Origin of the sequence: Streptomyces bambusae, from assembly GCF_020532645.1 — a bacterium.
Lineage (GTDB): Bacteria > Actinomycetota > Actinomycetes > Streptomycetales > Streptomycetaceae > Streptomyces > Streptomyces bambusae.
The window spans coordinates 14,717-38,734 of the sequence record NZ_JAJAUZ010000053.1; the positions used below are offsets into that span (position 1 = coordinate 14,717).

The window sequence follows — 24,018 nt, forward strand, 5'->3', positions numbered from 1 at the left end:
CTCTGCCAAGGTCGAGCCACCGCAGCACCAACATCCGCTGGCCAGAACCCATTTGTGCGGCTGCTTTGCCGTGCAATGAGCGCTTGGCCGGAATTCACCTGGGGAGAGCGATGCGCCCGATATCGCGCACGGCACTGGGGGCGGCGACAGCCGCGGTCCTCGCCGTCACGGCAGTCGCCCCGTCGTCGGCACAGCCGCACGGCGGGACGTCGGGGAAGAGACCACTCGTCGGCAGCGCGGCGGCCGGAAAGCAACCCTCCGGCCCCGTCACCGTGACCCTCGTCACCGGTGACCGGATCCTGGTCTCCACCGACGCCGCCGGCCGCACCGCCGCCACCGCCATGCCCCGCGCAGACGGCTCCCAGCCGCTCGTACAGACCCGCCGGACCGGCAAGGACCTGTACGTCTACCCCCAGGCCGCCACCGCGGCCCTCGCCGCCGGCCGGGTCGACGAGGAGCTCTTCAACGTCACCGGCCTCATCCGGCAGGGCTACGACGACGCGCACACCGGGAAGCTCCCGCTCATCGCCGTCTACGAGGACACCCCGGTCACCGCCCGCAGCGCCCCCGCCGCCCCGCGCGGCGCCGCCCGCACCCTGGTCCTGCCCTCCGTCGGCGGCACCGCCCTCAGCGCCGACAAGGCCCGCGCCGCCGACTTCTGGTCCGACGTCACCCGGCCCCGCGCCCGCGCCGCCGGGCAGCTGAAGAAGCTGTGGCTCGACGGCAAGGTGCAGGCCACCCTGGAACACTCCACCCGGCAGGTCAACGCCCCCGCCGCCTGGGCCGCCGGCCTCGACGGCACCGGCACCAAGGTCGCCGTCCTCGACACCGGCAGCGACCTCGGCCACCCCGACCTCAAGGGCCGGATCGCCGCCGCCGAGAACTTCACCGACTCCGACACCGCCGAGGACCGCCAGGGCCACGGCACCCACACCATCTCCACCGTCGGCGGCTCCGGCGCCGCGAGCGGCGGCGCGAAGAAGGGCGTCGCCCCGGGGGCGCAGCTCCTCAGCGGCAAGGTCCTCAACGACCACGGCCACGGCCAGGACTCATGGATCATCGCCGGCATGGAATGGGCCGTCGCCCAGCGGGCCGACGTCGTCTCCATGAGCCTCGGCAACCCGTCCGAGACCGACTGCACCGACCCGATGAGCACCGCCGCCGAGAAGCTCGCGCAGACCAGCGGCACCCTCTTCGTCATCGCCGCCGGCAACTCCGGCCCCGGCAACAACACCGTCTCCTCCCCGGGCTGCACCCCCGGCGTGCTGACCGTCGGCGCCGTCGACCGCGACGACACCACCGCCTCCTTCTCCAGCCGCGGCCCGGCCGGCCTCGCCCACACCCTCAAGCCGGAGATCACCGCCCCCGGCGTCGGGATCTCCGCGGCCGCCGCCGGCGGCCGGGGCGTGTACGCGTACCAGTCCATGTCCGGCACCTCGATGGCCACCCCGCACGTCGCCGGCGCCGCCGCCGTCGTCAAGCAGCGCCACCCCGACTGGACGCCGCAGCAGATCAAGGCGGCCCTCACCGGCTCCGCGCACACCGCGATCCCCGGCGACGTGCGCCAGACCGGCGCCGGGCGGCTCGACGTGAAGGCAGCCGCCCGCACCACCGTCACCGGCGCTCCCGCCGTCCAGGGCGGCACCCACCGCTGGCCCCAGCACAGCAGCGACCGCACCACCGTCGACCTCCCGTACACCAACCACGGCGCCCGGCCCGTCACCCTCCGGCTGGCCGTCGCCAAGGTCACCGGCAACGACGGCTCCGCCGTCCGCAGCCCGCTGGCCCGCCTCGGCCGCAGCACCGTCACCGTGCCCGCCGGCGCCACCGTCAAGGTCCCGCTGGCCCTCGACCCGGCCGCCCGCCTCGACCGCGCCCAGTACGGCGACGTCACCGGCCGGGTCCTCGCCACCGCGGACGGCGTGCGCGTCTCCACCCCCTTCGCCCTGTACGTCGAACCGCAGACGGTCACCCTGCGCGTCAAGCTGACCGACCGCGCGGGCAAGCCGGCCGCCGGCCCCTCGTCCGTCGACGTCATCGGCACCGACGACGCCTCCGGCGAGCGCCGCTTCAACGAGGGCGCCGCCGAGCAGGTCTACCGGATCCGACCCGGTGCGTACTTCCTCTCCGCGTTCGTCGCCACCCCCGACGCCGGCGAGGGCGCCGAGCTGATCGACTCGCTCACCTACCTCGGCCGCCCGCAGGTCGAGATCCGCAAGGACACGACCGTCGTCCTCGACGCCCGCACGGCGTCCCGGCTGCGGATCGCCGCCGACCGGCCCACCGAGGCCCGCTCCACCACCCTGTCCTTCGCCCGCAGCTGGGACGACACCTGGCTGCACTCCGGCACCGCCATGGGCGGCCGCACCATCCGCGGCTACTACGCCTCCGTCGACGGCCGCCCGGCCGACGGCGGGTTCGAGTTCGGCAGCCACTGGCGGGCCAGCGCACCGCAGATCGCCGCGCTGAAGGTGGCCGGCGGCCCGGTCCTGCACCCGCTGACCGCCTCCCTCGGCAGCGACAACCTCGACGGCACCGGCAGCGCCCCGCTCGTCGACGCCGGCACCGGCACCCCCGCCGAGCTGGCCGCGGCCGGCGCGAAGGGGGCCGCGGTCCTCGTCAAGGCGACGGACGGCGGCCTCGCCGGCCTTGCCCGCGACGCCAAGGCCGCCGGTGCCCGGGTCCTGATCGCGCACCGCGACGCCCCCGGCCGCTGGACCGGCTTCACCGGCTACGGCGGCGGTGCCCTGCCCGCCCTCACCATCGAGCGCACCGAGGCCCGCGAGGTCCTCGGCCGCCTCGCCACCGGCCCGGCCACCCTCACCTGGACGGCCACCGCCAACAGCCCGTACGTCTACAACCTCGCCCAGACCGAGACCGGCGCGGTGCGCGGCGACCGGACCTACCGGGTGCGCGACCGCGACCTGGCCGCCGTCCGCGCCCGCTACGGATCCATGGGCGTGGCCGCCGACTACGTCGACGTCGTCGGCGCCTACCGGCCGCTCGGCAACGCCGTGTTCTTCGGCGCGCTGGAGACCGTCGCCGCGCCCTCGCAGCGCACCGAGTACTACAGCGCCGGGGACACCTCCTGGGACCACCTGGTCTCGTCCAGCTTCCCCTGGGGCGAGTTCATGACCGACCGGCAGCGCACGTACGCCGGGGGCGAGCGGCGCAGCGAGCGCTGGTACGACGGCGTGATCGCCCCGGTCGCCGCGCGGGACAGCGCCGGCAGGCGGATGCTCGCCGCCGAACGCCAGGGCAACCTGATCGGCTTCGGCTCCGCGATGTGGGGCGACAGCGGCCACTACGCGCAGCAGGGCGGCTTCGGAGACATCGGCAACGTGGTCCTCACGCGGGACGGCGAGCAGATCGGCGAAAGCCCGTACCCGTCCGGCGTGTTCGAGGTGCCTGCCGAGCCGGGACGCTACGAACTCACCCAGTCCGTCATGAAGTTCGGCGCACCGGCCCGGGTCTGGAAGCGGTCCACCGCCGTGCGGACCACGTGGGCGTTCACCTCGCGGCTCGACGAGTCCGCGTACTCGCAGCCGCTGCCGGTCCTCTTCCCCGGCTACGCGCTCCCCGAGGACGGACTCAAGACGCTCGCGGCCGCCGACGGCCAGGTCATCGGACTGACCGTCACCGGCCACGGCGGGTACGCCCCGGCGCCGATCGCCGCCGCCCGGCTGTCGTACTCGTACGACGGCGAGCACTGGACCGCGGCGAAGGTCACCGAGCGCCACGGCCGGTGGACCGCGCTGGTCGACCACGCCGGCGCAGCCGGCAAGCAGGTGTCCCTCAAGGCCGAACTGACCGACAGGAACGGCGCATCCGTCACCCAGACGGTGGAACGCGCCTACGACGTGCGCTAGTCGCGTCCGCACAGGCGGATCCGCCGGGTGGCCTTCCCGTGGGGGGTGTGGCCGCCCGGCGGATCTTTTCTGCTGCATCACGGTGCCGCGGATTTTGCCGATGACCCGTTTTCACCCGCCCCGTGCGGCCGACAATAAGGGCATGAGTCAGCAGGAGGGCACGGACGACTGGTGGCAGCGCCTCTACGCGGACCCCGCCCCGGACCCCGCCCCACCCCCGGCCCCCCGCGAGCCCGCACCCCCGGACACGGTGGACACCCGCTTCGCCACCGCCGCCCGCCTCGTCTCCGACACCCCCCTCCCGCCCGAGCCGGACGGAGCCCCGGCCGATCCTCCGCCGCAGCCCGCGGCTGCGCCGGGCGCGGATCCCGTCGTCTCGTCCGCCGGGCAGGGCGTGCCCGGGCCGGTTGGAGGCCCGGCCGATCCGCCGGTGACCCCGCCGTCGTCCGCGGCTGCGCCGGGCGCGGATCCCGTCGCTACGTCCGCCGGGTATGGTCCACCCGCGCGGGGCGGCGTCCCAGCTGATCCGCCGGCGCCGGCTCCCGGCGTCGCGTCGACCGCTCCGCATGCGGGCCACGCCCTGCCCACGCCGGGCGCGGGTCCCGCCGGCTCGCCTCCCGGCTTCGGTCCGGCCGTGCCCGGCGACATCCACGCCGACCTGCCCGCGTCCCCGCCGGACGCAGAACCCGCAGGCCTGGACGCCGGGTTCGGCCCGCCCGTGCCCGGCGACATCCCCGCCGACCTGCCCGCGTCCCCGCCGCAGTCCGCGGCGGCGCTGGGTGTGGCTCCCGCCGGGTACGGCCGGCCCGCGCCGGGCGGCGTTCCCGTCGGCACCCCCGCACCCCCACCGCACCCCGCGGCGGCTCCCGCCGGGTACCGCCCGCCCCCGTCTGGCGGGGCCACTGCCGGCCGGGTCCCGCCCGGGGAGGGGAAGGTCCCCGCCGGTCCGCCGCGGTCGGCGGCCGCGCCCGGTGCCGGGAGCGCCCCGGCCGCGCCCACCGCTCCGCCACTGGTTCCGCCGCAGCCCGCTGCGCCCGTGGCCGGGTACGGCCCGCCTCCGGTGATGCCGGAGGCGACGGCCCGGCACGGCGCCGAGGACGCGCTGCGTGCGGCGGACCGAAGTGCCGCCGAGCCAGGGGCGGTTGCGCCGCGGAGCGCAGCCGCCGGAGATGCCGAGACGGTGGGGGACGCGTTGTCCGGACAGACGGTACCGGCGCCGGACGGGACGCCCGCCGGTCCGCCGCTTCCTCCGGCGGAGCGCGACGCGGACGGACCGGGCCCGCGGACCGCGACACTGCCCGACGGCGCCCTGGCCGTGGGCGGCACCGGGCAGGGCGCGCCGCCGGGACCGGCCGCTGACGGCCCGGCGGCCGTGCCCCGGCCGCCCGCGCCCCGCGCCGCCCCGGACGACGACCCCGCCGCATACCCGCGCGCCGCCCCGGAAGCCCGGCCCCTCATCCCCCCGCAGCAGGGCCCCGTCGCCGACGGGACCGGGTTCGCGTGGGGGCGGCTGAACCTGCCGCCGGCGGAGGCGGCCGGGCGGGGGGAGCGGTTCGACGTACGGCACCTGGGGGAGCGGCCGCCCACCTACGAAGGGGAGCCTGGGGCGCTGCCGTACGCCGATGCCGCGGACCTGGACGCCCTGGTCCCGGACACCGTCCTCGAAGGGGCCCGGCACGGTACGTACACCCTGCGGGCCGTGTCCGTGCGCGGGGACTCCGCCCGCTACCGCGGCGAGGCGCGCCGGGACTTCCTGCTCACCGCCCGCTTCGGCACCGGCGACGACGCCCTGGTGCTCATCGCCGCCGCCGGCGGGGACCGGGCCGCCGAAGGGGCCCGTGAGGCCGACGCCGAGCTGTGCAGGTGGATCGCCGGGGCCATCGGCCGCAGCCAGCAGCGGCTGGGCGCCGACATCCGGGCCGGCCGTCGCGACGACCTGCGGTCCGGGCTCCAGCGGCTCACCGACCGCGGCTACGGCCGGCTGCGCGCGGACGGCGCCCCGCAGCCCGCCGGGCTCCGCTGTCTGCTGCTGCCCATCGACCCGGAGTGCCGCACCCGCATCGCCTTCGGCACCGGTCAGGGCGGCCTGTTCCGGCTCCGTGACGGCACCTGGCAGGACCTGGAGAACCCGGCCTCCGCCGAGGACGCCTTCCGCTTCCGGGCTTCCGTGGCCCGGGCCGGCGACACCCTGCTCCTGTGCACCGGCGGCCTCGCCGCACCGATGCGCGAGGAGCCCGTGTTCCCGGCCGAACTCGCCACCCGCTGGGGCCCGGACTCCGACGTCCCGCCCGGCCTCGCCGCCTTCCTCGCGGACACCACCGTCCGCCTGAAGGGCTACGCCGACGACCGCACCGCAGTCGCCGTCTGGGAGACATAGACCGCCGGCCCGGCCACCGCCGGGTCCCCGTTGCCGGGTGGGAAATTTCCTCCCCCTCGTGCAGTACGGCCGCCCCGTCCGAGAAGTCCGGTCCGGCGGCCCGGCCCCCGGGGCCGGCCGGACCGCCCGCCGGCACCCGTCGCATCCCGGCCGCGCCCGCAAAGGCCCTGCTCCCGCGGGCGTCGCGGCCGTTCGAAGGGCCCCCGGCGCCCCGCCGGCGGCCGGTGCCGGGCCGGCTGCCCGGCCGCTGCTCCGGACCTCCGGCCCGGCCCGTGGAATGTGCCCAGGCCATAGGCCGCCCGCCGGCCACCGGCGGCGCGCCGTGACCCGGTCGTTACCGGCAGGAGTGGGCCCGCCCGAGCGGGGCATGCATCCCGTAGACCTGTTCGACCAAGGGGATGTGAGTCGCCGTGCGGGTGGGGGCGAAAGCCGGAAGCCAGCCAAGGAGAGCGCGACCGGCGGCACGGGAGCCGGCCGAGGGTGAGGGCACGGAAGTGGAGGGGGTGACGGGGAGTCGCGGGAAGCAGCCCGGCCGCCGGCTGAGCCGCTCGGTGCGGAAGGCCGACCTGCGGGCCGTGGGCGAGGTCCGCAGGGCGTTACGGGAACTCCTGCGGCACGGCGGCCGGTCCCCGTGCACCTCGGTGGCCGAGCTCCTGACCACGGAACTCGTCACCAACGCGCTGGTCCACACCGACCAGGGTGCCGAGGTCACCGCGAGCCTCGTCGGCTCCCGGCTCAGGGTGGAGGTCCGGGACTTCACGACCCGGCACCCCCGGCCCTACGTACCGTCCGCCGACGACGGTACGCACGGCAGGGGACTCCTCCTGGTCGAGTCGCTCGCCGAGGCCTGGGGCGTCAGCGCACTCGGCTCCGGCAAGGTCGTCTGGTTCGAACTGGACGGCTTCGGGCCCGGGTCGGACCACGAGCACCACAACGGCAGCGGCACGAGCTGACGTCCGGGCGTCGCCGGAGCAGCCGGCGACGCATCAGGGGTCCGGCCCGGGCGAGCACCCGGTCCGGACCCCTCTGGGCCGCACGCCTGCAGGATCAGCCGAACTGCTGCTCCAGATCCTTGAGTTTGCGCTCCAGCGAGTCGAGCCGCGGAATCGTCTGCGTGTCGTCCTCAGCGGTGAGGTCGACCGTCCGCGGCCCGTCCTGGCCGTTCCCGCCGACGGCCTGCAGGGAGGGCCGGCCGGGTGCCCCGGAGGCGGGCAGCGGTGAGAGATGGGGCAGTTGTCCCGACTCCGCTATGGCGGGCTCCGCGCCGACCGGCGCGGAGCCCGACCCCGAGGTGAGTTCCGGGATGTCCAGCTGCCGGGCCCGCTGCCGCCCGAACGCCCGGTGCTGGCGCCCCAGCGCCCTGATCCGGGCCCGGTCGAGCCGGTGCTGCTCGCGGCGCCGGTGCCGGTCCTGCTCCTTCTCCCGCTTGTCCTCGCGCACTTCCTCGACCGCCTCGTCGAGTGTCCGTACGCCCTCCAGCAGCATCAGCGACCAGGCACCGAACGTCTCGCGGGGGGCGCGCAGCCAGCGGACCATGCGGATCTGCGGCAGCGGCCGCGGGATCAGGCCCTGCTCGCGCAGTGCGGCCCGGCGGGTCTGCTTGAGCGCCCGGTCGAAGAGCACAGCCGCGGAGAGGGACATCCCGGCGAAGAACTGCGGGGCCCCGTCGTGGCCGATGCCGCGGGGCGCGTGCACCCAGTTGAACCAGGCCGCCGCCCCGGCGAACATCCACACCAGCAGGCGGGAGCCGAGGGCCGCGTCGCCGTGGCTGGCCTCGCGGACTGCGAGCACCGAACAGAACATGGCGGCGCCGTCGAGGCCGAAGGGGACCAGGTACTCCCAGCCGCCGGAGAGGTTGAGGTTCTGCCGGCCGAAGCCGACGAGTCCGTGGAACGAGAGCGCCGCCGCGACCGCGGCGCAGCAGAACAGCAGCACGTACGAGGCGGTCCCGTAGATCGCCTCCTTGCGGCGCCGGCGCTCCTCGCTGCGCTCCCAGCTGTCCTCCGCCGCCGCCTTCTCCCCCTCGCGCTTGCCGCGGGCCAGCACCGCCACTGCCGCAAGTACGCCCAGGATCAACAGGCTGCCGGGAAGCAGCCAGTCCAGCGATATGTCGGTCAGTCTCATCCGGTGTCCTTGCCTCGCGACTGCGGCTTTCCGGGCGCCATAGTGGCGGATCGGATCAGGGCCGCATGCGGGATTCGGGGCAAGAGGACGCCTTCGGGGGGCGGGGCCCTCCGGATAGGGTGATCTGTTCCGAACTGCTTCTCGAATGCTCGGAGTTGCGTTCGAATCGGGGTCGCCCGGGCGGGTGGCGTGAGACCCCGGAGGACTACGGGGTGGCGGCCGCGGACAGCCGTGCGATCCGGTCCGCGTCGCACGTGCGCGGGCAGGTGGTGCAGGTGTCCTCGGGGCGGACTGTGTAGAAGAAGCAGCAGCTGGCCCGGTCCCGGGTCGCCAGCTCCTCGCCCTGCGGCCCGGTCAGCTTCCGGAACGCCGCGCCGCCCGTGTACGGGGCGGTCGAGCCGGGCAGCAGCAGCTCCAGCTCCGCCATGGCCCGCTGCTCCTCGCCGAGCAGGTGCGCCACGTACCAGAGGCTCTCGGCGACCTCGTCGGTCACCATGCCCCACAGCGCCCGCCGGCCCCGCCGCATCCGCGGGCCGAATCCTTCCAGCACCGGTTCGAGGTGCCGGGACACCGCTGCCCGCACCTCGCCCCGCAGCGCCTCCTCGTCGGCGACCACCCGTGCCCGCGGGCTGTCCGCCAGCGGGTCGGAGGGCAGGCACGCGAAGGTCCCGGCGCGCACGGCCATCCGGCCGCGCACCCGGTGGAAGGCGACCGCGTCCACCGGCAGGTCCGGCACCCGCCGGTCCAGGAACCAGGGCACCGTCACCAGCAGGCAAGCCGGCCAGGCGTACCGGTGCAGGCCGAAGCCCGCCACCACGTCCGGCCGGGCCTGCCGCCCGTAGTCCGCCAGCACCTGGGCGTTGTCCCAGGCCAGGAAGGCGTCGAGGGCCGGGCCCCCGGCCGCCAGCTCGGCCGCGCCGACCCAGCCCGCACCGCACGGGAGGGAGGCGTCCGCCGGGAGTTCCACGACCCGCAGGCCCGAATAGACCCCGGCCATGCGTGCGTACGCGTCCGCCGCCGGAGAGCCGGCCGGGGCGGAGGTGACGGGGAGCAGAGCGGGGACGGTCATGGCAGGACCACCGAATCGCACGATCGTTAACAGGTTAGCCTTACCTTACCCGAATCCTGGCCGGTCCTATCAACGCCGTCCCATATCCTCGGAACGTGCACAGCGAAGCATCCGTCCCGGCCCAGAAGGTGGTCCGCCACTCCGTACGCGGTCAGGTCCTCGAAGCCCTGCGCGCGGCGCTGGTGGACGGCGACCTGGTGCCCGGCGAGATCTACTCGGGGCCGGCGCTGGGGGAGCGGTTCGGGGTCTCGGCGACACCCGTGCGCGAGGCCATGCAGCAGCTGGCCCTCGAGGGCGCCGTGGAATGCCTGCCGAACCGCGGCTTCCGGGTGATCGTACGGACCGCCCGCGAGCTCGCCGAGCTGGTCGAGGTCCGGGCCCTGCTGGAGGTCCCCGTCATGCTCCGGCTGGCGCGTACCGCCCCGGTCTCGGCCTGGACCGCCCTGCGGCCCGCCGCCGCGGCCACCGCGGCCGCCGCCGCGGCCGGGGACGTGCCCGGCTACGCGGAGTCCGACCGCGCGTTCCACCGCGCGGTGCTCTCCCTGGCGGGCAACGAGCAGCTCGTCCACGTCGCGGACGACCTGCACCGGCGCGCCCAGTGGCCCGCCCCCGGCGCCCCGCGGATCCGCCGGGCCGACCTGGTCGCGGACGCGGCGGAGCACTCCGCCCTGCTGGAGGCGCTGATCGCCCAGGACCTCCAGGTCGTGGAATCACTCGTACGGGAGCACTTCACGGGCGCGCCGCGCTGACCCGGGCCGCCGGGCGCCGCCCCGGGCATGCCGAACGGCCGTCCGGCCGGTCGGCCCCCGTACCGTCGACGGGACGGGGACCGGCAGGCCGGCGGCCGCCGACGCGCCGTGCTAACCGCGGCCTCACCCGCGCCTCACCACAGCGCCCGGTAGATCCGGGCCCACGGGCGCGGCCGCTCCGCCTCCCGGACCCCGGCTTCGGAGTACCGCCCGGTCAGCAGCGACCAGTCGCGGGTGGCCCGCATCCAGTCCTCCATGCAGCGCACCAGGGTGCGCACCGCCTCCTCGTCCTCGTCGGTCAGCCGGTACTCGTGGCACAGCTCGGGAATGCCGGCGGCGAGCGTCCGGAACTCGGCGACCCGGACGGCAACCATCCGGACCGCCTCCGCGGCGGCCTCCTCCGCCGTACAGCCGGTCGCGGACTGCAGCACCGGCACGATGTTGTGGAACTCGCCCGAGGCCAGCTCCTTGCCGAGGGAGGCCAGGTCGTTCGTGAGCGCCACCACCTCGCTGCTCAGATCGGCCATCCGGGTGAGCCGGGCCGAGCGCCGCACCTCCGCGGGCACCTCCAGCCCGGTCAGCCGCTCGACCAGGTCGAAGCAGGAGTCGGTGCCGATCGTCGCCCGGCGCACCGCCATGTACCGGGCCGGGGCCGGCGGGCCGGGCGCGTCCCGGTCCGCCGCCTCGCCCGCGTACCCGCCGATGAAGCGGGTCCAGCTGGCCCGGTGCCGTTGCCGCCACCCGGGTGACATGCCGACCACCGACCGCTCCCACAGCTCGCGGAAGGCGTCCTTGAGGGGGTCGGGCGGCCCGCTGCGCGGCCCGCCGTCCATGACCTCGACCGTGGCGGCGGCGATCTCCGCGACCCGCGCGGGATCCCGCCCCAGCGGACTGTCGAACTGGTCGTCGAAGACGAAGTACCAGCCCATCCAGTCCGTCATCAGGTCCAGCGAGGCGCCGGTCGCGAACGGGTACGCGCGCGCCGCGAGCTGGTCCAGCCGCAGCACGTCGTACGCCGCCAGGTCCCGCTCCGACAGCAGCGCGCGGTCGCGCATCCAGCCCAGGCTGCGCCGCCGGGCCCGGTCCGCGTCCGGACTCACCCGCTCCGGGAAGGGCAGGTCCAGTTCGTGGAGGTGTCCCCGGGTGTCCACCGGGTCCCTGCGTATCGTGCTCACCGCGCACGCAGCCGGATGCCGAGCCGGCGTGGCCGCAGGATGGTCGCCAGCCGGGCAGGGCGCAGGTCCGCCCCGGGAGCCACTTCCAGCCGCCAGCGGCTCACCGTGCTCGCCAGGGCCAGGGCCGTCTCGCCGAGTGCGAAGGTGTCGCCGATGCACTTGCGGGCCCCGCCGCCGAAGGCGGAGAACGCGCCGCGCGGCAGCCCCGCGGCCCGCTCCGGAAGCCACCGGTCCGGGTCGAAGGCGTCCGGCTCCGTGTACAGGTCGGCCCGCCGCTGGACCACGTACGGGCTGAAGACGACGGTGCTGCCGGCGGGGATCCGGCGGCCGGCGAGTTCGGCGCCCGCGGGGGCCGTCATCCGGGTCAGGAGCCAGCCCGCCGGGTACAGGCGCATCGTTTCGGTCAGCACCCGCTTGGTGAACTCCAGCCGCGGCACGTGCTCCCAGCGCGGTGATCCGCCGTCCAGGACCTCGTCCACCTCGGCCCGCAGCCGGTCCTGCGCCTCGGTGTCCTGGGCGAGCAGGAGGCAGGCCCAGGTGAGGGTGGCGGCCGAGGTCTCGGAGCTGGCGGCCAGCAGGGTCACCATCTGGTCGTGCAGCTCGGTGGGGGTGGGCTCACGGCCCATCCGGCCGCCGGAGGCGAGCACGACGGAGAGCACGTCGCCGTGGTCCTCGCCGGTCTCTCGGTAGTCGGCGATCAGTTCGTCGATGGCCCCGTGCAGGTCGGCGATGGCCTCGGCGTAGCGGCGCCGGCTCGGCGTGGGCAGCTTCTGGAGGGGGCCGGGCACCAGCATCCGGGCGAAGATGTTGCCGAGCATGACGTTGAACGACTGCTCGATCCGGTGGGCCGTCCCGGCGGCTATCTCCGTGGAGAACAGGGCGCGCACGGCCGTGCCCAGGGTGAACCGGTACCAGGTGCTGAAGGCGTCGATGACGCACCCGTCGTACCAGGACTCCTGCAGCGGGCCGAGCCGCTTCTCCATGGCTGCGCCGTACTGCGCCAGCCGGTCCGGGCGGAACGCCGGCTGGAGCAGGCGGCGTTGGGCCCGGTGCTCCGAATGCGGACAGCTGCCGAGGCCGTTGCCGAGGAAGTCCCGGGCCTTCTCGTAGAGCAGGCCGCCCTTGTCGAACGTGCGGTCGTCGGCCAGCACCTGGTGGAGCAGGTCCTGGTGGCAGGGGACGTACGCGGTCTGCGGGCCCAGCTTGATCTCGACCAGGTCGCCGTACCGGGGGAGTTCCGCGAGGAACTGCAGGGGACGGTGCAGCAATTGCCGTCCGTGTCCGACCAGGGGGAGCGCTCCGGGGGCGCTTCCCGCCGTGAACTGCGTCTTCACTGACATGCCTGGCAGGGTGCCCAACAGTCCCGCAGCCACAAACACTGATCTTGCGGCGCATGGGCGCCCGCGGAGGAGCACGGTGCACCCGAGCGCCCCCGGGCCCCCGGGGGCGCTCCCTGCCCGTCCGGCACCGGGCCGGACCGGCCCCGATGCCGGAACGTCCGGGTCCGCACGAGGCCGGACCGGCGCGCGGCAGGCGTCGCGCGCCGGTCCCGGACCGTCCCCGGTCAGGCCGTGGACGGCGACAGGCTCGCGGCCAGCCAGGTCGGCACGCCGCCCAGCAGGTGCACCAGCCGGCGGGCCTCGGCCCGCAGCCGGCCCGCCTCCGGCTCCTCCTCCGCCTCCGCGAGCGCGGCCAGCGCCGGTGCGGTCCCGATCAGGTAGCCCAGCTCCTCGCGCAGCCGCAGCGACTGGGTGAACCCCTTGCGGGCCTCGCCGAGTTCGCCGTTGCGCAGCGCCAGCCCGGCCAGGTGGCGCCAGGTGAAGGAGAGGAGCAGGGCGTCGCCCTGGGCCGCGGCCGCGGTGTGCGAGCGGTGGTAGGCGGCCCGGGCCGCCTGCGGGGAGCCCGCGATGTTCTCCGCGACCAGTCCGCGCCGGAAGTCGAGCAGCGCCCGGCGCGGCGAGGCCAGCGGGATCAGGGTGGCCGCCCGGCCGAGCGCGGACCGGGCCTCGTCGCCGCGGTCGCGCACGCCCAGGAGGGTCGCCGCGTACGCCAGGTAGCCGCGTTCGCAGGCCGCCTGGCCGCGCTCGTCGTCCGTACCCGCGGTGGCCTCGGCGGCCCGCAGGGCCTCCTCGGCCTCGGTCCAGCCCGCCTCCGTGTAGAGGCACCGCTCGATCAGCAGGGACGCCCGCTGGAGGGCGGGTCCCGGGGCGGCCGCGTGCGGCTCCAGGAGGGCCGCGGCATCCGTCCAGCAGCCGCGGGACCGCAGCCGCCATATCGCCCGCTGCAGGGGGTCGTCGCCCCCGGCCGTTCCGGTTTTCGACATGGCGGTGTCCGCCACATTGCCCTCCCCAAAGCGCGCCGTTGAGCCCTGGGGCGAATCCCAGCACACACCGGCGTGACGCGCCAAGGGGTCTGGTGAACCCTTTCACAAAGTCTGAATCAGACCATGTGATCATCCGTCAGGCGGTACCGGTTCCCCGTCAGCTCATACGCAGGGCGAGGAAGAAATCGAGCTTGTCCTCCAGCCGCGAGAGGTCCCGCGCCGTCAACTGCTCGATTCGCCCGACGCGGTAGCGCAGGGTGTTGACGTGCAGGTGCAGACGGGTCGCGCAGCGGGTCCACGAGCCGTCGCAGTCGAGGAACGCCTCCAGCGTCGGGATCAGCTCGGCGCGGTGGCGCCGGTCGTAGTCCCGCAGCGGGTCCAGCAGCCGCGCGGTGAACGCCCGGCGCACGTCGTCCGGCACGAACGGCAGCAGCAGCACGTGCGAGGCCAGCTCGTGGTGCCCGGCCGCACACACCCGGCCGGGGCGGGCCGCCGCCACCCGGCGGGCGTGCCGGGCCTCCTCCAGCGCACCGCGCAGCCCCTCCGCGGAGTGCACGGCCGCACTGACGCCCAGCGTCAGCCGCCCGTCGTCGGCCAGCCCGGCCGCCAGCGGCTCGCGTACGGTCGCCAGCAGCGCGTCCGCGTGCAGCGCGGCGGTCTCCGCCTCGCCCTCGCCGGCCAGCGCGGGCAGCGGCACCAGCGCGATCGCCTCGTCCCCGGAGTGCGCCACGGCGATCCGGTCCGAGGGCTCGGGACCCGAGACGCCCGGGTCGACCAGGATCTCCTCCAGCAGCGACTGGGCCACCGGGCCGCCGGGGATGTCCCCGCCGTCCCAGTCGACCCGCGCCACCACGACCTGCCAGTGCGGGGCCGTGCCCAGCCCCGGCAGCAGCACCGGGGCCGCCACCCGCAGGCGGGCCGCGATCTCGGCCGGGGGGGCACCCGTCTGGACCAGCTCCAGCACCTCCTGGGCCAGCCGGCGGCGCACCGTGCGGGCCGCGTCCCGGCGGTCCCGCTCCACCGCGATCAGCTGGGTCACGCCCTGCAGCAGGTCCAGTCGCTCGGCCGGCCAGTCGCCGGCGTCCGCCTCCACGGCCAGCAGCCAGTCCGACAGCACGCTCTCCCGGACGTCGCGCACCGCGGGGGCCGCTCCCCGCGCCTGTCCCTTGATCGGGAAGAGCGAGTACGTAATACCCTGGATGGAGATCCGGTGCGGCCCCCTGCGGCCGGTCCGGACCGCTGCCAGGTGCTCACTGGCGAGCGCCGCGCACACGCCCGGCGTCAGGGGCTCTCCGGCCCCGGCGATCTGCCTGCCCGTGGGGGACAGCACCCACGCGCGCAGATCGAGGTCGGTGGTGAGGAGATCGAGCACCACATCCGGACCGCCGCCGGCGGGACCCGAGGTCATGAGCCGCCGGTGCCGGTCCACGACGGCCGCGAGGTCGCCCGCGCGCTCCCCGGACACCTGCCGGACCACGTACTCGGTGATCGTGGCGAATGCAACGTCCTCGTTCACTGCGAACAGCGGCAGGCGGTTGCGGCGGCAGGCCGAAACGAGGTCGTCGGGAATGTCCCCCAGCTCCGCCTCGCCGGCCGCCAGACCCGCGACCCCCGCACTCGCGAGGATTCGTACGAACGGCTCGGAGTCGGCCGAATTCTTTCGCCAGGCGAGCCCCGTCAGCACCAATTCGCCGCCCGAGAGGTACCGGCTCGGGTCACGGAGGTCGGTCGTCATGACCCCGCGAACCGTGCGGTCGAGCTCCTCCTCGCCGCCCAGGAGCCGCAGGCCCAGTGCCTCGGTTTCCAGTAGTGCGCGCAGCCTCATGGGGTCGCCGCCGATCTGTCTCGATGTTGCCGTTGAAAATCGGAGAGGCTGCTCGGCCTCGCCTTTCATACGAATCTACAAGACAGGGGAGGTGCCCAGCCAACTCCTTCATGGTTTCGGTGACTGCACCCGAGGGACGCGCGGCTTGTGTACTGACTCCACACCGCGTTAACAGCACGTGAACGACCAGTCGAGGGCCTTTGGGCCTCCTGGCTTGAAGTGAACGACCCGATTAAGAAGAAGAGAGCCGACATGGACTTCCTTCGCCCCGCCAGCTGGGAGGAGGCGCTCGCCGCTAAGGCAGAGCACCCCACAGCTGTGCCGATTGCGGGTGGCACCGACATCATGGTCGAGATCAACTTCGACCACCGCCGTCCGGAGTACCTCCTTGACCTCAACCGCATCGAGCTGCTGCGGGAGTGGGAGGTAGGCGAGGAGGTCACCCGGATCGGTGCCTCCGTCCCATACACCCAGATCATCGAGAACCTCCGCGCCACGGTGCCGGGGCTCGCGCTCGCCTCGCACACGGTCGCGTCCCCGCAGATCCGCAACCGCGGCGGTGTCGGCGGCAACCTGGGCTGCGCCTCCCCGGCCGGCGACTCGCACCCGGCCCTGCTGGCCGCGGGCGCCGAGGTCGAGGTCGAGTCGGTGCGCGGCTCCCGCCTCATCCCGATCGACGAGTTCTACACCGGCGTCAAGCGCAACGCGCTGGCCCCGGACGAGCTCATCAAGACCGTGCACGTGAAGAACGCGGACGGCCCGCAGCAGTACTCCAAGGTCGGCACCCGCAACGCGATGGTCATCGCGGTGTGCGCCTTCGGCCTGGCCCTGCACCCGGAGACCCGTACGGTCCGCACCGGCATCGGCTCCGCCGCGCCGACCCCGATCCGGGCGAAGGCCGCCGAGGAGTTCCTGAACGCCGCACTCGAAGAGGGCGGTTTCTGGGACAACGGCAAGGTCGTCACGCCGTCGATCGCCAAGCAGTTCGGTGAGCTCGCCTCCGGCGCCTGCAACCCGATCGACGACGTCCGCGGCACGGCGAAGTACCGCCGTCACGCCGTCGGCATCATGGCTCGCCGCCAGCTCGTCTGGACGTGGGAGCAGTACCGCGCCGGCAACGGCCGCACGCTGGAAGGAGCTGCGTAACCATGCGCGTCAATTTCACTGTCAACGGCCGCCCGCAGGAAGCGGACGACGTGTGGGAGGGCGAGTCCCTTCTCTACGTGCTGCGCGAGCGCCTGGGCCTGCCCGGCTCCAAGAACGCCTGTGAGCAGGGCGAGTGCGGCTCCTGTACGGTCCGCCTCGACGGCGTGCCGGTCTGCTCCTGCCTGGTCGCGGCCGGCCAGGTCGAGGGCCGCGACGTCGTGACCGTCGAGGGCCTGGCGGACTTCGCCAAGCAGCGCGAGGAGCACGGCCACGCGTGCGGCACCGGAGCGTGCGGCGGCGCCCAGGGCGTCTCCACCGACGAGGCCAAGCAGTGGACGGCCAAGGGCACCGACTCCCAGACCGGCGAGGGCGTCGAACTCTCCCCGATCCAGCAGGCGTTCATCGACGCCGGCGCCGTCCAGTGCGGTTTCTGCACCCCGGGTCTGCTGGTCCAGGCCGACGCCCTGCTGGAGAGCAACGCGTCGCCGTCCGACCAGGACATCCGCGAGGCCCTGTCCGGCAACCTCTGCCGCTGCACGGGCTACGAGAAGATCCTCGACGCGGTCCGCCTGGCGGCCGCCCGTCAGGGAGAGGCGGTCTGATCATGGCCAACACCCGTACCACCCCTTCCGGTACGCCGACGAACGTCTCCCAGAAGCACAACCAGGGCGGCATCGGCGAGTCCACGCTCCGCCCGGACGGCACCCTCAAGGTCACCGGCGAGTTCGCGTACTCCTCGGACATGTGGCACGAGGACATGCTGTGGGGCCAGACCCTGCGCAGCACCGTCGCCCACGCCGAGATCGTCTCCATCGACATCTCCGAGGCGCTGGCCATGCCGGGCGTCTACTCGGTCCTGACGTACGACGACCTGCCGGCCGAGATGAAGAACTACGGCCTGGAGATCCAGGACACCCCGGTGCTCGCCAACGGCCGGGTACGCCACCACGGTGAGCCGGTCGCCCTCGTGGCCGCCGACCACCCGGAGACCGCCCGCCGCGCGGCCGCCAAGATCAAGATCGACTACCGCGAGCTGCCGGTCGTCACGGACGAGGCCTCCGCCCTCGCCCCCGACGCGCCGCTGATCCACGAGGGCCGCGACGACCACCACTCCGGTCACGTCCCGCACCCGAACATCGTGCACCGCCAGCCGATCATCCGCGGCAACGTGGAGGAGGCCCGCAAGCGGGCCGACGTGATCGTCGAGGGAGAGTACACCTTCGGCATGCAGGACCAGGCGTTCCTCGGTCCGGAGTCCGGCCTCGCCGTGCCGTGCGAGGACGGCGGCGTCGACCTCTACGTGGCCACCCAGTGGCTGCACTCGGACCTCAAGCAGATCGCCCCGGTCCTCGGCCTGCCCGAGGAGAAGGTCCGCATGACGCTCTCCGGCGTCGGCGGTGCCTTCGGCGGCCGCGAGGACATCTCGATGCAGATCCACGCCTGCCTGCTGGCCCTCGCGACCAACAAGCCGGTCAAGATCGTCTACAACCGGTTCGAGTCCTTCTTCGGTCACGTGCACCGCCACCCGGCGAAGCTCTACTACGAGCACGGCGCCACCAAGGACGGCAAGCTCACGCACATGAAGTGCAAGATCGTCCTGGACGGGGGCGCCTACGCGTCGGCCTCACCGGCGGTCGTCGGCAACGCCTCCTCCCTCTCCGTCGGCCCGTACGTCATCGACGACGTCGACATCGAGGCCGTGGCCCTCTACACGAACAACCCGCCCTGCGGCGCGATGCGCGGCTTCGGCGCCGTCCAGGCCTGCTTCGCGTACGAGGCCCAGATGGACAAGCTCGCCGCCAAGCTGGGCATCGACCCGGTCGAGTTCCGCCAGCTGAACGCCATGGAGATGGGCACGCTCATGCCCACCGGCCAGGTCGTCGACTCGCCCGCCCCGGTGGCCGAGCTGCTGCGCCGCATCAAGGCCCGCCCGCTGCCGCCCGAGCGCCAGTGGGAGACGGCCGGCGAGAGCGCGGACGTCCGCGCCCTGCCCGGCGGCCTGTCGAACACCACCCACGGCGAAGGCGTCGTCCGCGGCGTCGGCTACGCGGTCGGCATCAAGAACGTCGGCTTCTCCGAGGGCTTCGACGACTACTCCACCGCCCGGGTCCGCCTGGAGGCCATCGGCGGCGAGCCCGTCGCCATGGTCCACACGGCCATGGCGGAGGTCGGCCAGGGCGGTGTCACGGTGCACGCCCAGATCGCCCGTACCGAGCTGGGTGTCACCAACGTGACCATCCACCCGGCCGACACGCAGGTCGGTTCCGCCGGCTCCACCTCCGCCTCCCGGCAGACGTACATGACCGGTGGCGCCGTGAAGAACACCTGCGAGGCCGTCCGCGAGAAGCTCCTGGAGATCGGCCGCCGCAAGAACGGCTCCTACCACCCGGCGTGGGCCACCGCCGAGCTGCTCCTGGAGGGCGGCAAGGTCGTGACCGACGGCGGCGAGGTGCTGGCGGACATCGCCGACATCCTGGAGGGCGAGGCGATCGACCTGGAGCTGGAGTTCCGGCACCGGCCGACCGTCGCCTTCGACCTGGTCACCGGCCAGGGCGACGGCCACGTGCAGTACACCTTCGCCGCGCACCGCGCGGTCGTCGAGGTGGACACCGAGCTCGGCCTCGTCAAGGTCGTCGAGCTGGCCTGCGCGCAGGACGTCGGCAAGGCCCTCAACCCGCTCTCCGTCGTCGGCCAGATCCAGGGCGGCACCACCCAGGGTCTCGGTGTCGCGGTGATGGAAGAGATCATCGTGGACCCGAAGACCGCGAAGGTGCGCAACCCCTCCTTCACGGACTACCTGATCCCGACGATCCTCGACACGCCGAGCATCCCGGTCGACTACCTGGAGCTCGCCGACCCGAACGCGCCGTACGGCCTGCGCGGTCTCGGCGAGGCCCCGACCCTCTCGTCCACCCCGGCCGTGCTCGCGGCCATCCGGGCGGCGACGGGCCTGGAGCTCAACAAGACGCCCATCCGTCCCGAGGCCCTGACCGGCACCCTCTAGGGACCAAGGCTCTCCGGGCGGTGTGACGGGGAACGTCACACTTCGCGGTCACACCGCCCGGAGCACGAAGTACCGCACCGCTCGCGGTCCGCTTCCTCTGCACCACCGCTTAACCCCCGCAGCACCCCGCAGGTAGAGCAGTAGAGCAGTCAGTGCACCACAGCAGTACCCGCTTCGTCTCGGGCCGTCACCCCGGGTCGTGCAGCCAACGTTTCATCCCAAATCCCGCGCTTTCCCCCTTCCCCAATGCGGGTGCCCCTTTGAACCTTGGGAGTTAGGCACCATGACCCAGTCGTCAGTGGAGCCCAAGACCACCGCGGAAGACGCGGGCTCCGGCTCGCCCACCCCCGCCGGACGGTCCTGGCTCGACCGGTACTTTCACATAACCCACAGAGGATCCAACGTCGGCAACGAAGTCCGTGGCGGTGTCACGACCTTCATGGCGATGGCCTACATCCTCCTGCTCAACCCCCTGATCCTGTCGGGCAAGGACGTCGCGGGCGACACCCTGAGCCAGAAGGCCCTCATCACGGCCACCGCGTTCGCCGCGGCCGTGACCACGCTCCTCATGGGCTTCGTCGGCAAGGTGCCGCTGGCCCTGGCCGCCGGCCTCTCGGTGTCCGGCGTGCTGGCCTCGCAGGTCGCCCCCGAGATGACCTGGCCGCAGGCCATGGGCATGTGCGTGATGTACGGCGTCGTGATCTGTCTCCTGGTCGTCACCGGCCTCCGCGAGATGATCATGAACGCGATCCCGCTCGCGCTCAAGCACGCGATCACCATGGGCATCGGCATGTTCGTCGCCCTGATCGGCCTGGTGAAGGCCGGGTTCGTGCACGCCTCGCAGGGTGGCGGCCCCGTCACCCTCGGTCCGGCCGGCGAGCTCGCGGGCTGGCCCGTGCTGATCTTCTGCATCACCCTGCTGGCCATCTTCATGCTGCAGGCCCGCAAGGTCCCCGGCGCGATCCTGATCGGCATCGTCGGCGGCACCGTCCTCGCGATGATCCTCAACGCGGTGGCCGGGATCGACCCGAAGGCCTGGCGCAGCGGCCCGCCGGAGCTGTCCGGCTCCGCGGTCTCCATGCCCGACTTCTCGCTCTTCGGGAAGGTCGAGTTCGGCGGCTGGGGCGAGGTCGGCGCCATGACGGTCGGCATGATCGTCTTCACCCTGGTGCTGGCCGGCTTCTTCGACGCGATGGCCACCATCATCGGCGTCGGCACCGAGGCCAAGCTGGCCGACGACAAGGGCCGCATGCCCGGCCTGTCGAAGGCCCTGTTCATCGACGGCGCCGGCGGCGCCATCGGCGGCGTCGCGGGCGGCTCCGGCCAGACCGTGTTCGTCGAGTCCGCCACCGGAGTCGGCGAGGGCGCCCGTACCGGCCTGGCCTCCGTGGTCACCGGCCTGTTCTTCGCCGCCTGCATCTTCTTCACCCCGATCACGCAGATCGTCCCGGGTGAGGTCGCCTCCGCGGCCCTGGTCGTCATCGGCGCGATGATGATGCAGAACGCCCGCCACGTGGACTGGGCGGACAGCTCGGTCGCGATCCCGGTCTTCCTGACCGTCGTGATCATGCCGTTCACCTACCAGATCACCGCCGGCGTGGCCGCGGGTGTGATCTCGTACGTCGCCATCAAGCTCGCCCAGGGCAAGGCCCGCGAGATCGGCGGCTTCATGTGGGGCCTGACCGCGATCTTCGTGGTGTTCTACGCACTGCACCCGATCGAGGGCTGGCTCGGCATCAACTGAGCCGAGACGCCGTCCGGGCCCCCGACAGGGCCCGGACGGCGCCTTCGCCGGCCCGCATCCGATACTGGAAACCAAGCGCCGAGGAGGCCGACATGCTGGACATCGCCGAAGAGCTGAACCGGTGGGTCGAGCAGGGACGAGACTTCGCCGTCGCCACCGTCGTGGCGGTGGGCGGCAGCGCGCCCCGGCAGCCCGGCGCGGCCCTCGCGGTCGACGGCGAGGGCACGGCCATCGGCTCGGTCTCCGGCGGATGCGTCGAAGGGGCCGTCTACGACCTGTGCCGGCAGGCGCTGGAGGACGGCGAGACCGTCCTGGAGCGCTTCGGCTACAGCGACGACGACGCCTTCGCCGTGGGCCTGACCTGCGGCGGCATCATCGACATCCTCGTCACCCCGGTCCGGGCGGACGACCCGCAGCGGGCCGTGTTCGCCGCCGCGCTGGCCGCCGCCGCCGCGGGCGAGCCGGCCGCCGTGGCCCGGATAACCGCCGGCCCGGCCGAGCTGACGGGCCGCGCCGTGCTGGTCCGCTCCGAAGGCGGCTTCGAAGGCGGCCTCGGCGGCCACCCCGAGCTGGACCGCACCGTCGCCGAAGAGGCCCGCGCCATGCTGGACGCCGGGCGCACCGGCGTGCTGGAGATGGGAGCCGACGGAAGGCTCTGCGGCGAGCCGGTCAAGATCCTGGTCGAGTCCAGCGTGCCCGCCCCCCGCATGATCGTCTTCGGGGCCATCGACTTCGCCTCCGCCCTCGTGCGGATCGGCAAGTACCTCGGCTACCACGTCACCCTCTGCGACGCCCGGCCCGTCTTCGCGACCAGGGCCCGCTTCCCCGAGGCCGACGAGATCGTCGTCGACTGGCCGCACCGCTACCTGGAGTCCACCCCGGTCGACGGCCGCACCGTGCTGTGCGTCCTCACCCACGACGCCAAGTTCGACGTGCCGCTGCTGGAACTCGCCCTGCGCCTGCCGGTGGCGTACGTCGGCGCCATGGGCTCCCGCCGCACCCACGAGGACCGCAACGAGCGGCTGCGTCAGGTCGGCGTCACCGAACTGGAACTCGCCCGCCTGCGCTCCCCGATCGGGCTGGACCTCGGCGCCCGCTCCCCGGAGGAGACCGCGCTGTCCATCGCCGCCGAGATCGTCGCCAACCGCCGCGGCGGCAGCGGCGCCTCCCTCACCGGCGCCCACACCCCGATCCACCACGACAGCTCCGAGACCACGGTCACCCGGATCGGCGTCGTCGCCTGAAGAGCACCGGGCCCCTGACGGCCCGGGCCCGCGGCAAGCGGGCCACCGGGGCGCAACCCGCACGGGTTGTGCCCTTGCGCCGCCCGGGTTGCCCGGCTTGACCCGCCCGCCGGGCCTGCACCAGCGTCGGCTGCCGTGCACCACCGACACCTCGCCCGGGCCCTGCTGCCCGCCGCCGCCCTGGCGGCCGTCCTGCTCCCCGGCGTCCCCTCCGTGCCCGCCGTACCCGCGGTGCACCGCGAGGCCGCCGCACCGGAGCTGCCCCTCTACGCGCCGCCCGCCAACCCCGAAGCGCACGCCCAGGCCCGCCGGCTGCGCGCCGCCGGCCGCGGCCGGGAGGCCGACGCGCTCACCGCCATGGCCGCCACCCCGCACGCCGTCTGGCTCGGCGACCAGAGCCCCGCCCAGGCCGAAGCCGAGGCCCGCGCCACCACCATGGACGCGGCCCGCCGCCAGAGCCTGCCGGTCCTCGTCCTCTACAACGTGCCCGGCCGCGACTGCTCCCAGTACTCGGCCGGCGGCGCCACCGGCACGGCCGCCTACCGCGACTGGATCGACGCCGTCGCCCGCGGCATCGACGACCACCGGGCCATCGTCGTCCTGGAACCCGACTCGCTGGCCCTGCTGCCACGCGAATGCCCGCCCGGCGCCGCCGGCGGCGACGAGCTCGCCCGCACCCGCACCGCCGCCCGCTACACCGAGATCGACTACGCGGTCCGCGTCCTGGAGTCCAAGCCCGCCACCGACGTCTACCTCGACACCGGGCACGCCACCTGGCACACCGTCAACAACATCGTGCCCCGGCTCCGCCAGGCCGGCATCGCCCATGCCACCGGTTTCGCCGTCAACGTCTCCAACTACAACACCGACGCCGCCAACGTCTGGTTCGCCTACCTGGTCTCCGTCTGCCTCGCCCACACCGAGGCCGGCGGCAGCAGCGCCGACTGCCCCGACCAGTGGCGCCCCCACCCCGAGGCCCAGGCCTGGATCGACTCCCGCGCCGCCCGGGCACTGGATCCGGCCAGGATGAAGCACTTCATCACCGACACCAGCCGCAACGGACTCGGCCCCTGGCAGGCCCCGGCCGGCCGCTACCGCGACCCGCAGGACTGGTGCAACCCGCCCGGCCGGGGCCTCGGCGCCCGCCCCAGCACCCGCACCGGATACGTCCTCCACGACGCCAGACTCTGGATCAAGACCCCGGGGGAGTCCGACGGGGCCTGCCTGCGCGGCACCCGCGGCCCGCTCGACCCGGAGCGCGGCGTGCAGTCCCCGAAGGCCGGCGACTGGTTCCCCGAGCAGGCCCTCGAACTGGTCCGACTGGCAAATCCGGCCATTATGGGGTGAGCCGTACCCAATGAGGGATTAG

16 protein-coding genes are annotated in these 24,018 nt (G+C 74.0%); 10 read left to right on the forward strand and 6 right to left on the reverse strand.

What is annotated here, in order from left to right; all coding sequences use genetic code 11:
• Positions 1-110 precede the first annotated feature (110 nt).
• The 3 genes from LG634_RS28640 to LG634_RS28650 all read left to right on the forward strand — a co-directional run bounded on the left by LG634_RS28640 (position 111) and on the right by LG634_RS28650 (position 7,199).
• Positions 111-3,869 carry a S8 family serine peptidase gene (locus LG634_RS28640; RefSeq protein ID WP_226737841.1) on the forward strand — a complete coding sequence of 1,253 codons (3,759 nt, stop codon included), beginning with the start codon at positions 111-113 and terminating at the stop codon, positions 3,867-3,869.
• A 142-nt stretch (positions 3,870-4,011) separates the two neighbouring features.
• The gene (locus LG634_RS28645) at positions 4,012-6,246 is read left to right on the forward strand and encodes a PP2C family serine/threonine-protein phosphatase (RefSeq protein ID WP_226737843.1); all 2,235 of its coding nucleotides are present in this window, start codon (positions 4,012-4,014) and stop codon (positions 6,244-6,246) included.
• Positions 6,247-6,740: 494 nt separating this feature from the next.
• Positions 6,741-7,199, forward strand: a complete 459-nt coding sequence (locus tag LG634_RS28650) for an ATP-binding protein (protein ID WP_372482510.1) — start codon at positions 6,741-6,743, stop codon at positions 7,197-7,199.
• Positions 7,200-7,293: 94 nt separating this feature from the next.
• Here the strand turns inward: LG634_RS28650 and LG634_RS28655 are convergent, their stop codons facing one another.
• Both LG634_RS28655 and LG634_RS28660 read right to left on the reverse strand, forming a co-directional pair.
• Positions 7,294-8,370, reverse strand: coding sequence for a DUF2637 domain-containing protein (locus LG634_RS28655; RefSeq protein ID WP_226737847.1), 1,077 nt, complete (start codon positions 8,368-8,370; stop codon positions 7,294-7,296).
• Between the two features lie 205 nt (positions 8,371-8,575).
• Complete coding sequence (locus tag LG634_RS28660) at positions 8,576-9,439, reverse strand: (2Fe-2S)-binding protein (RefSeq protein ID WP_226737849.1); 864 nt, start codon at positions 9,437-9,439, stop codon at positions 8,576-8,578.
• 95 nt (positions 9,440-9,534) lie between these two features.
• On the opposite strand from LG634_RS28660, the gene LG634_RS28665 reads away from it, so the two are divergent.
• On the forward strand, positions 9,535-10,188 hold the full coding sequence (locus LG634_RS28665) for a GntR family transcriptional regulator (protein ID WP_226737851.1): 654 nt from the start codon (positions 9,535-9,537) through the stop codon (positions 10,186-10,188).
• A gap of 134 nt (positions 10,189-10,322) precedes the next feature.
• Here LG634_RS28665 and LG634_RS28670 read toward each other — a convergent pair whose 3' ends face one another.
• The 4 genes from LG634_RS28670 to LG634_RS28685 form a co-directional block, all read right to left on the reverse strand.
• Entirely contained in the window at positions 10,323-11,339 is a 1,017-nt protein-coding gene (locus LG634_RS28670; protein ID WP_226737853.1) for a terpene synthase family protein, read from the reverse strand.
• 20 nt (positions 11,340-11,359) lie between these two features.
• Positions 11,360-12,703 carry a cytochrome P450 gene (locus LG634_RS28675; RefSeq protein WP_226737854.1) on the reverse strand — a complete coding sequence of 448 codons (1,344 nt, stop codon included), beginning with the start codon at positions 12,701-12,703 and terminating at the stop codon, positions 11,360-11,362.
• A gap of 224 nt (positions 12,704-12,927) precedes the next feature.
• A complete protein-coding gene (locus tag LG634_RS28680; RefSeq protein ID WP_226737856.1) occupies positions 12,928-13,686 on the reverse strand; it encodes a hypothetical protein in 759 nt (252 codons plus the stop codon).
• Positions 13,687-13,843: 157 nt separating this feature from the next.
• Entirely contained in the window at positions 13,844-15,511 is a 1,668-nt protein-coding gene (locus LG634_RS28685) for a PucR family transcriptional regulator (protein ID WP_226737858.1), read from the reverse strand.
• A 252-nt stretch (positions 15,512-15,763) separates the two neighbouring features.
• On the opposite strand from LG634_RS28685, the gene LG634_RS28690 reads away from it, so the two are divergent.
• The 6 genes from LG634_RS28690 (at position 15,764) to LG634_RS28715 (ending at position 23,996) form a co-directional block, all read left to right on the forward strand.
• Complete coding sequence (locus LG634_RS28690) at positions 15,764-16,657, forward strand: FAD binding domain-containing protein (RefSeq protein WP_226737860.1); 894 nt, start codon at positions 15,764-15,766, stop codon at positions 16,655-16,657.
• 2 nt (positions 16,658-16,659) lie between these two features.
• Positions 16,660-17,259 (forward strand): (2Fe-2S)-binding protein, encoded by a 600-nt coding sequence (locus LG634_RS28695; RefSeq protein WP_226737861.1) that lies wholly within the window; start codon positions 16,660-16,662, stop codon positions 17,257-17,259.
• 2 nt (positions 17,260-17,261) lie between these two features.
• On the forward strand, positions 17,262-19,661 hold the full coding sequence (gene pucD / locus LG634_RS28700) for a xanthine dehydrogenase subunit D (protein ID WP_226737863.1): 2,400 nt from the start codon (positions 17,262-17,264) through the stop codon (positions 19,659-19,661).
• Between the two features lie 283 nt (positions 19,662-19,944).
• Positions 19,945-21,405: an NCS2 family permease gene (locus LG634_RS28705; protein WP_226737865.1), complete on the forward strand. Its 1,461-nt coding sequence runs from the start codon at positions 19,945-19,947 to the stop codon at positions 21,403-21,405.
• 92 nt (positions 21,406-21,497) lie between these two features.
• Entirely contained in the window at positions 21,498-22,649 is a 1,152-nt protein-coding gene (locus LG634_RS28710) for an XdhC family protein (RefSeq protein WP_226737867.1), read from the forward strand.
• Positions 22,650-22,784: 135 nt separating this feature from the next.
• A complete protein-coding gene (locus LG634_RS28715; protein ID WP_226737869.1) occupies positions 22,785-23,996 on the forward strand; it encodes a glycoside hydrolase family 6 protein in 1,212 nt (403 codons plus the stop codon).
• Positions 23,997-24,018: the final 22 nt, after the last annotated feature.

Bases quoted from the DNA above. Each gene is read 5' to 3' on its own strand.
- LG634_RS28660 (WP_226737849.1), bottom strand. From the start codon at position 9,439: ATGACCGTCCCCGCTCTGCTCCCCGTCACCTCCGCCCCGGCCGGCTCT.
- pucD (WP_226737863.1), top strand. From the start codon at position 17,262: ATGGCCAACACCCGTACCACCCCTTCCGGTACGCCGACGAACGTCTCC.
- LG634_RS28675 (WP_226737854.1), bottom strand. From the start codon at position 12,703: ATGTCAGTGAAGACGCAGTTCACGGCGGGAAGCGCCCCCGGAGCGCTC.
- LG634_RS28685 (WP_226737858.1), bottom strand. From the start codon at position 15,511: ATGAGGCTGCGCGCACTACTGGAAACCGAGGCACTGGGCCTGCGGCTC.
- LG634_RS28705 (WP_226737865.1), top strand. From the start codon at position 19,945: ATGACCCAGTCGTCAGTGGAGCCCAAGACCACCGCGGAAGACGCGGGC.
- LG634_RS28680 (WP_226737856.1), bottom strand. From the start codon at position 13,686: ATGTCGAAAACCGGAACGGCCGGGGGCGACGACCCCCTGCAGCGGGCG.
- LG634_RS28645 (WP_226737843.1), top strand. From the start codon at position 4,012: ATGAGTCAGCAGGAGGGCACGGACGACTGGTGGCAGCGCCTCTACGCG.
- LG634_RS28690 (WP_226737860.1), top strand. From the start codon at position 15,764: ATGGACTTCCTTCGCCCCGCCAGCTGGGAGGAGGCGCTCGCCGCTAAG.
- LG634_RS28640 (WP_226737841.1), top strand. From the start codon at position 111: ATGCGCCCGATATCGCGCACGGCACTGGGGGCGGCGACAGCCGCGGTC.
- LG634_RS28695 (WP_226737861.1), top strand. From the start codon at position 16,660: ATGCGCGTCAATTTCACTGTCAACGGCCGCCCGCAGGAAGCGGACGAC.
- LG634_RS28655 (WP_226737847.1), bottom strand. From the start codon at position 8,370: ATGAGACTGACCGACATATCGCTGGACTGGCTGCTTCCCGGCAGCCTG.
- LG634_RS28710 (WP_226737867.1), top strand. From the start codon at position 21,498: ATGCTGGACATCGCCGAAGAGCTGAACCGGTGGGTCGAGCAGGGACGA.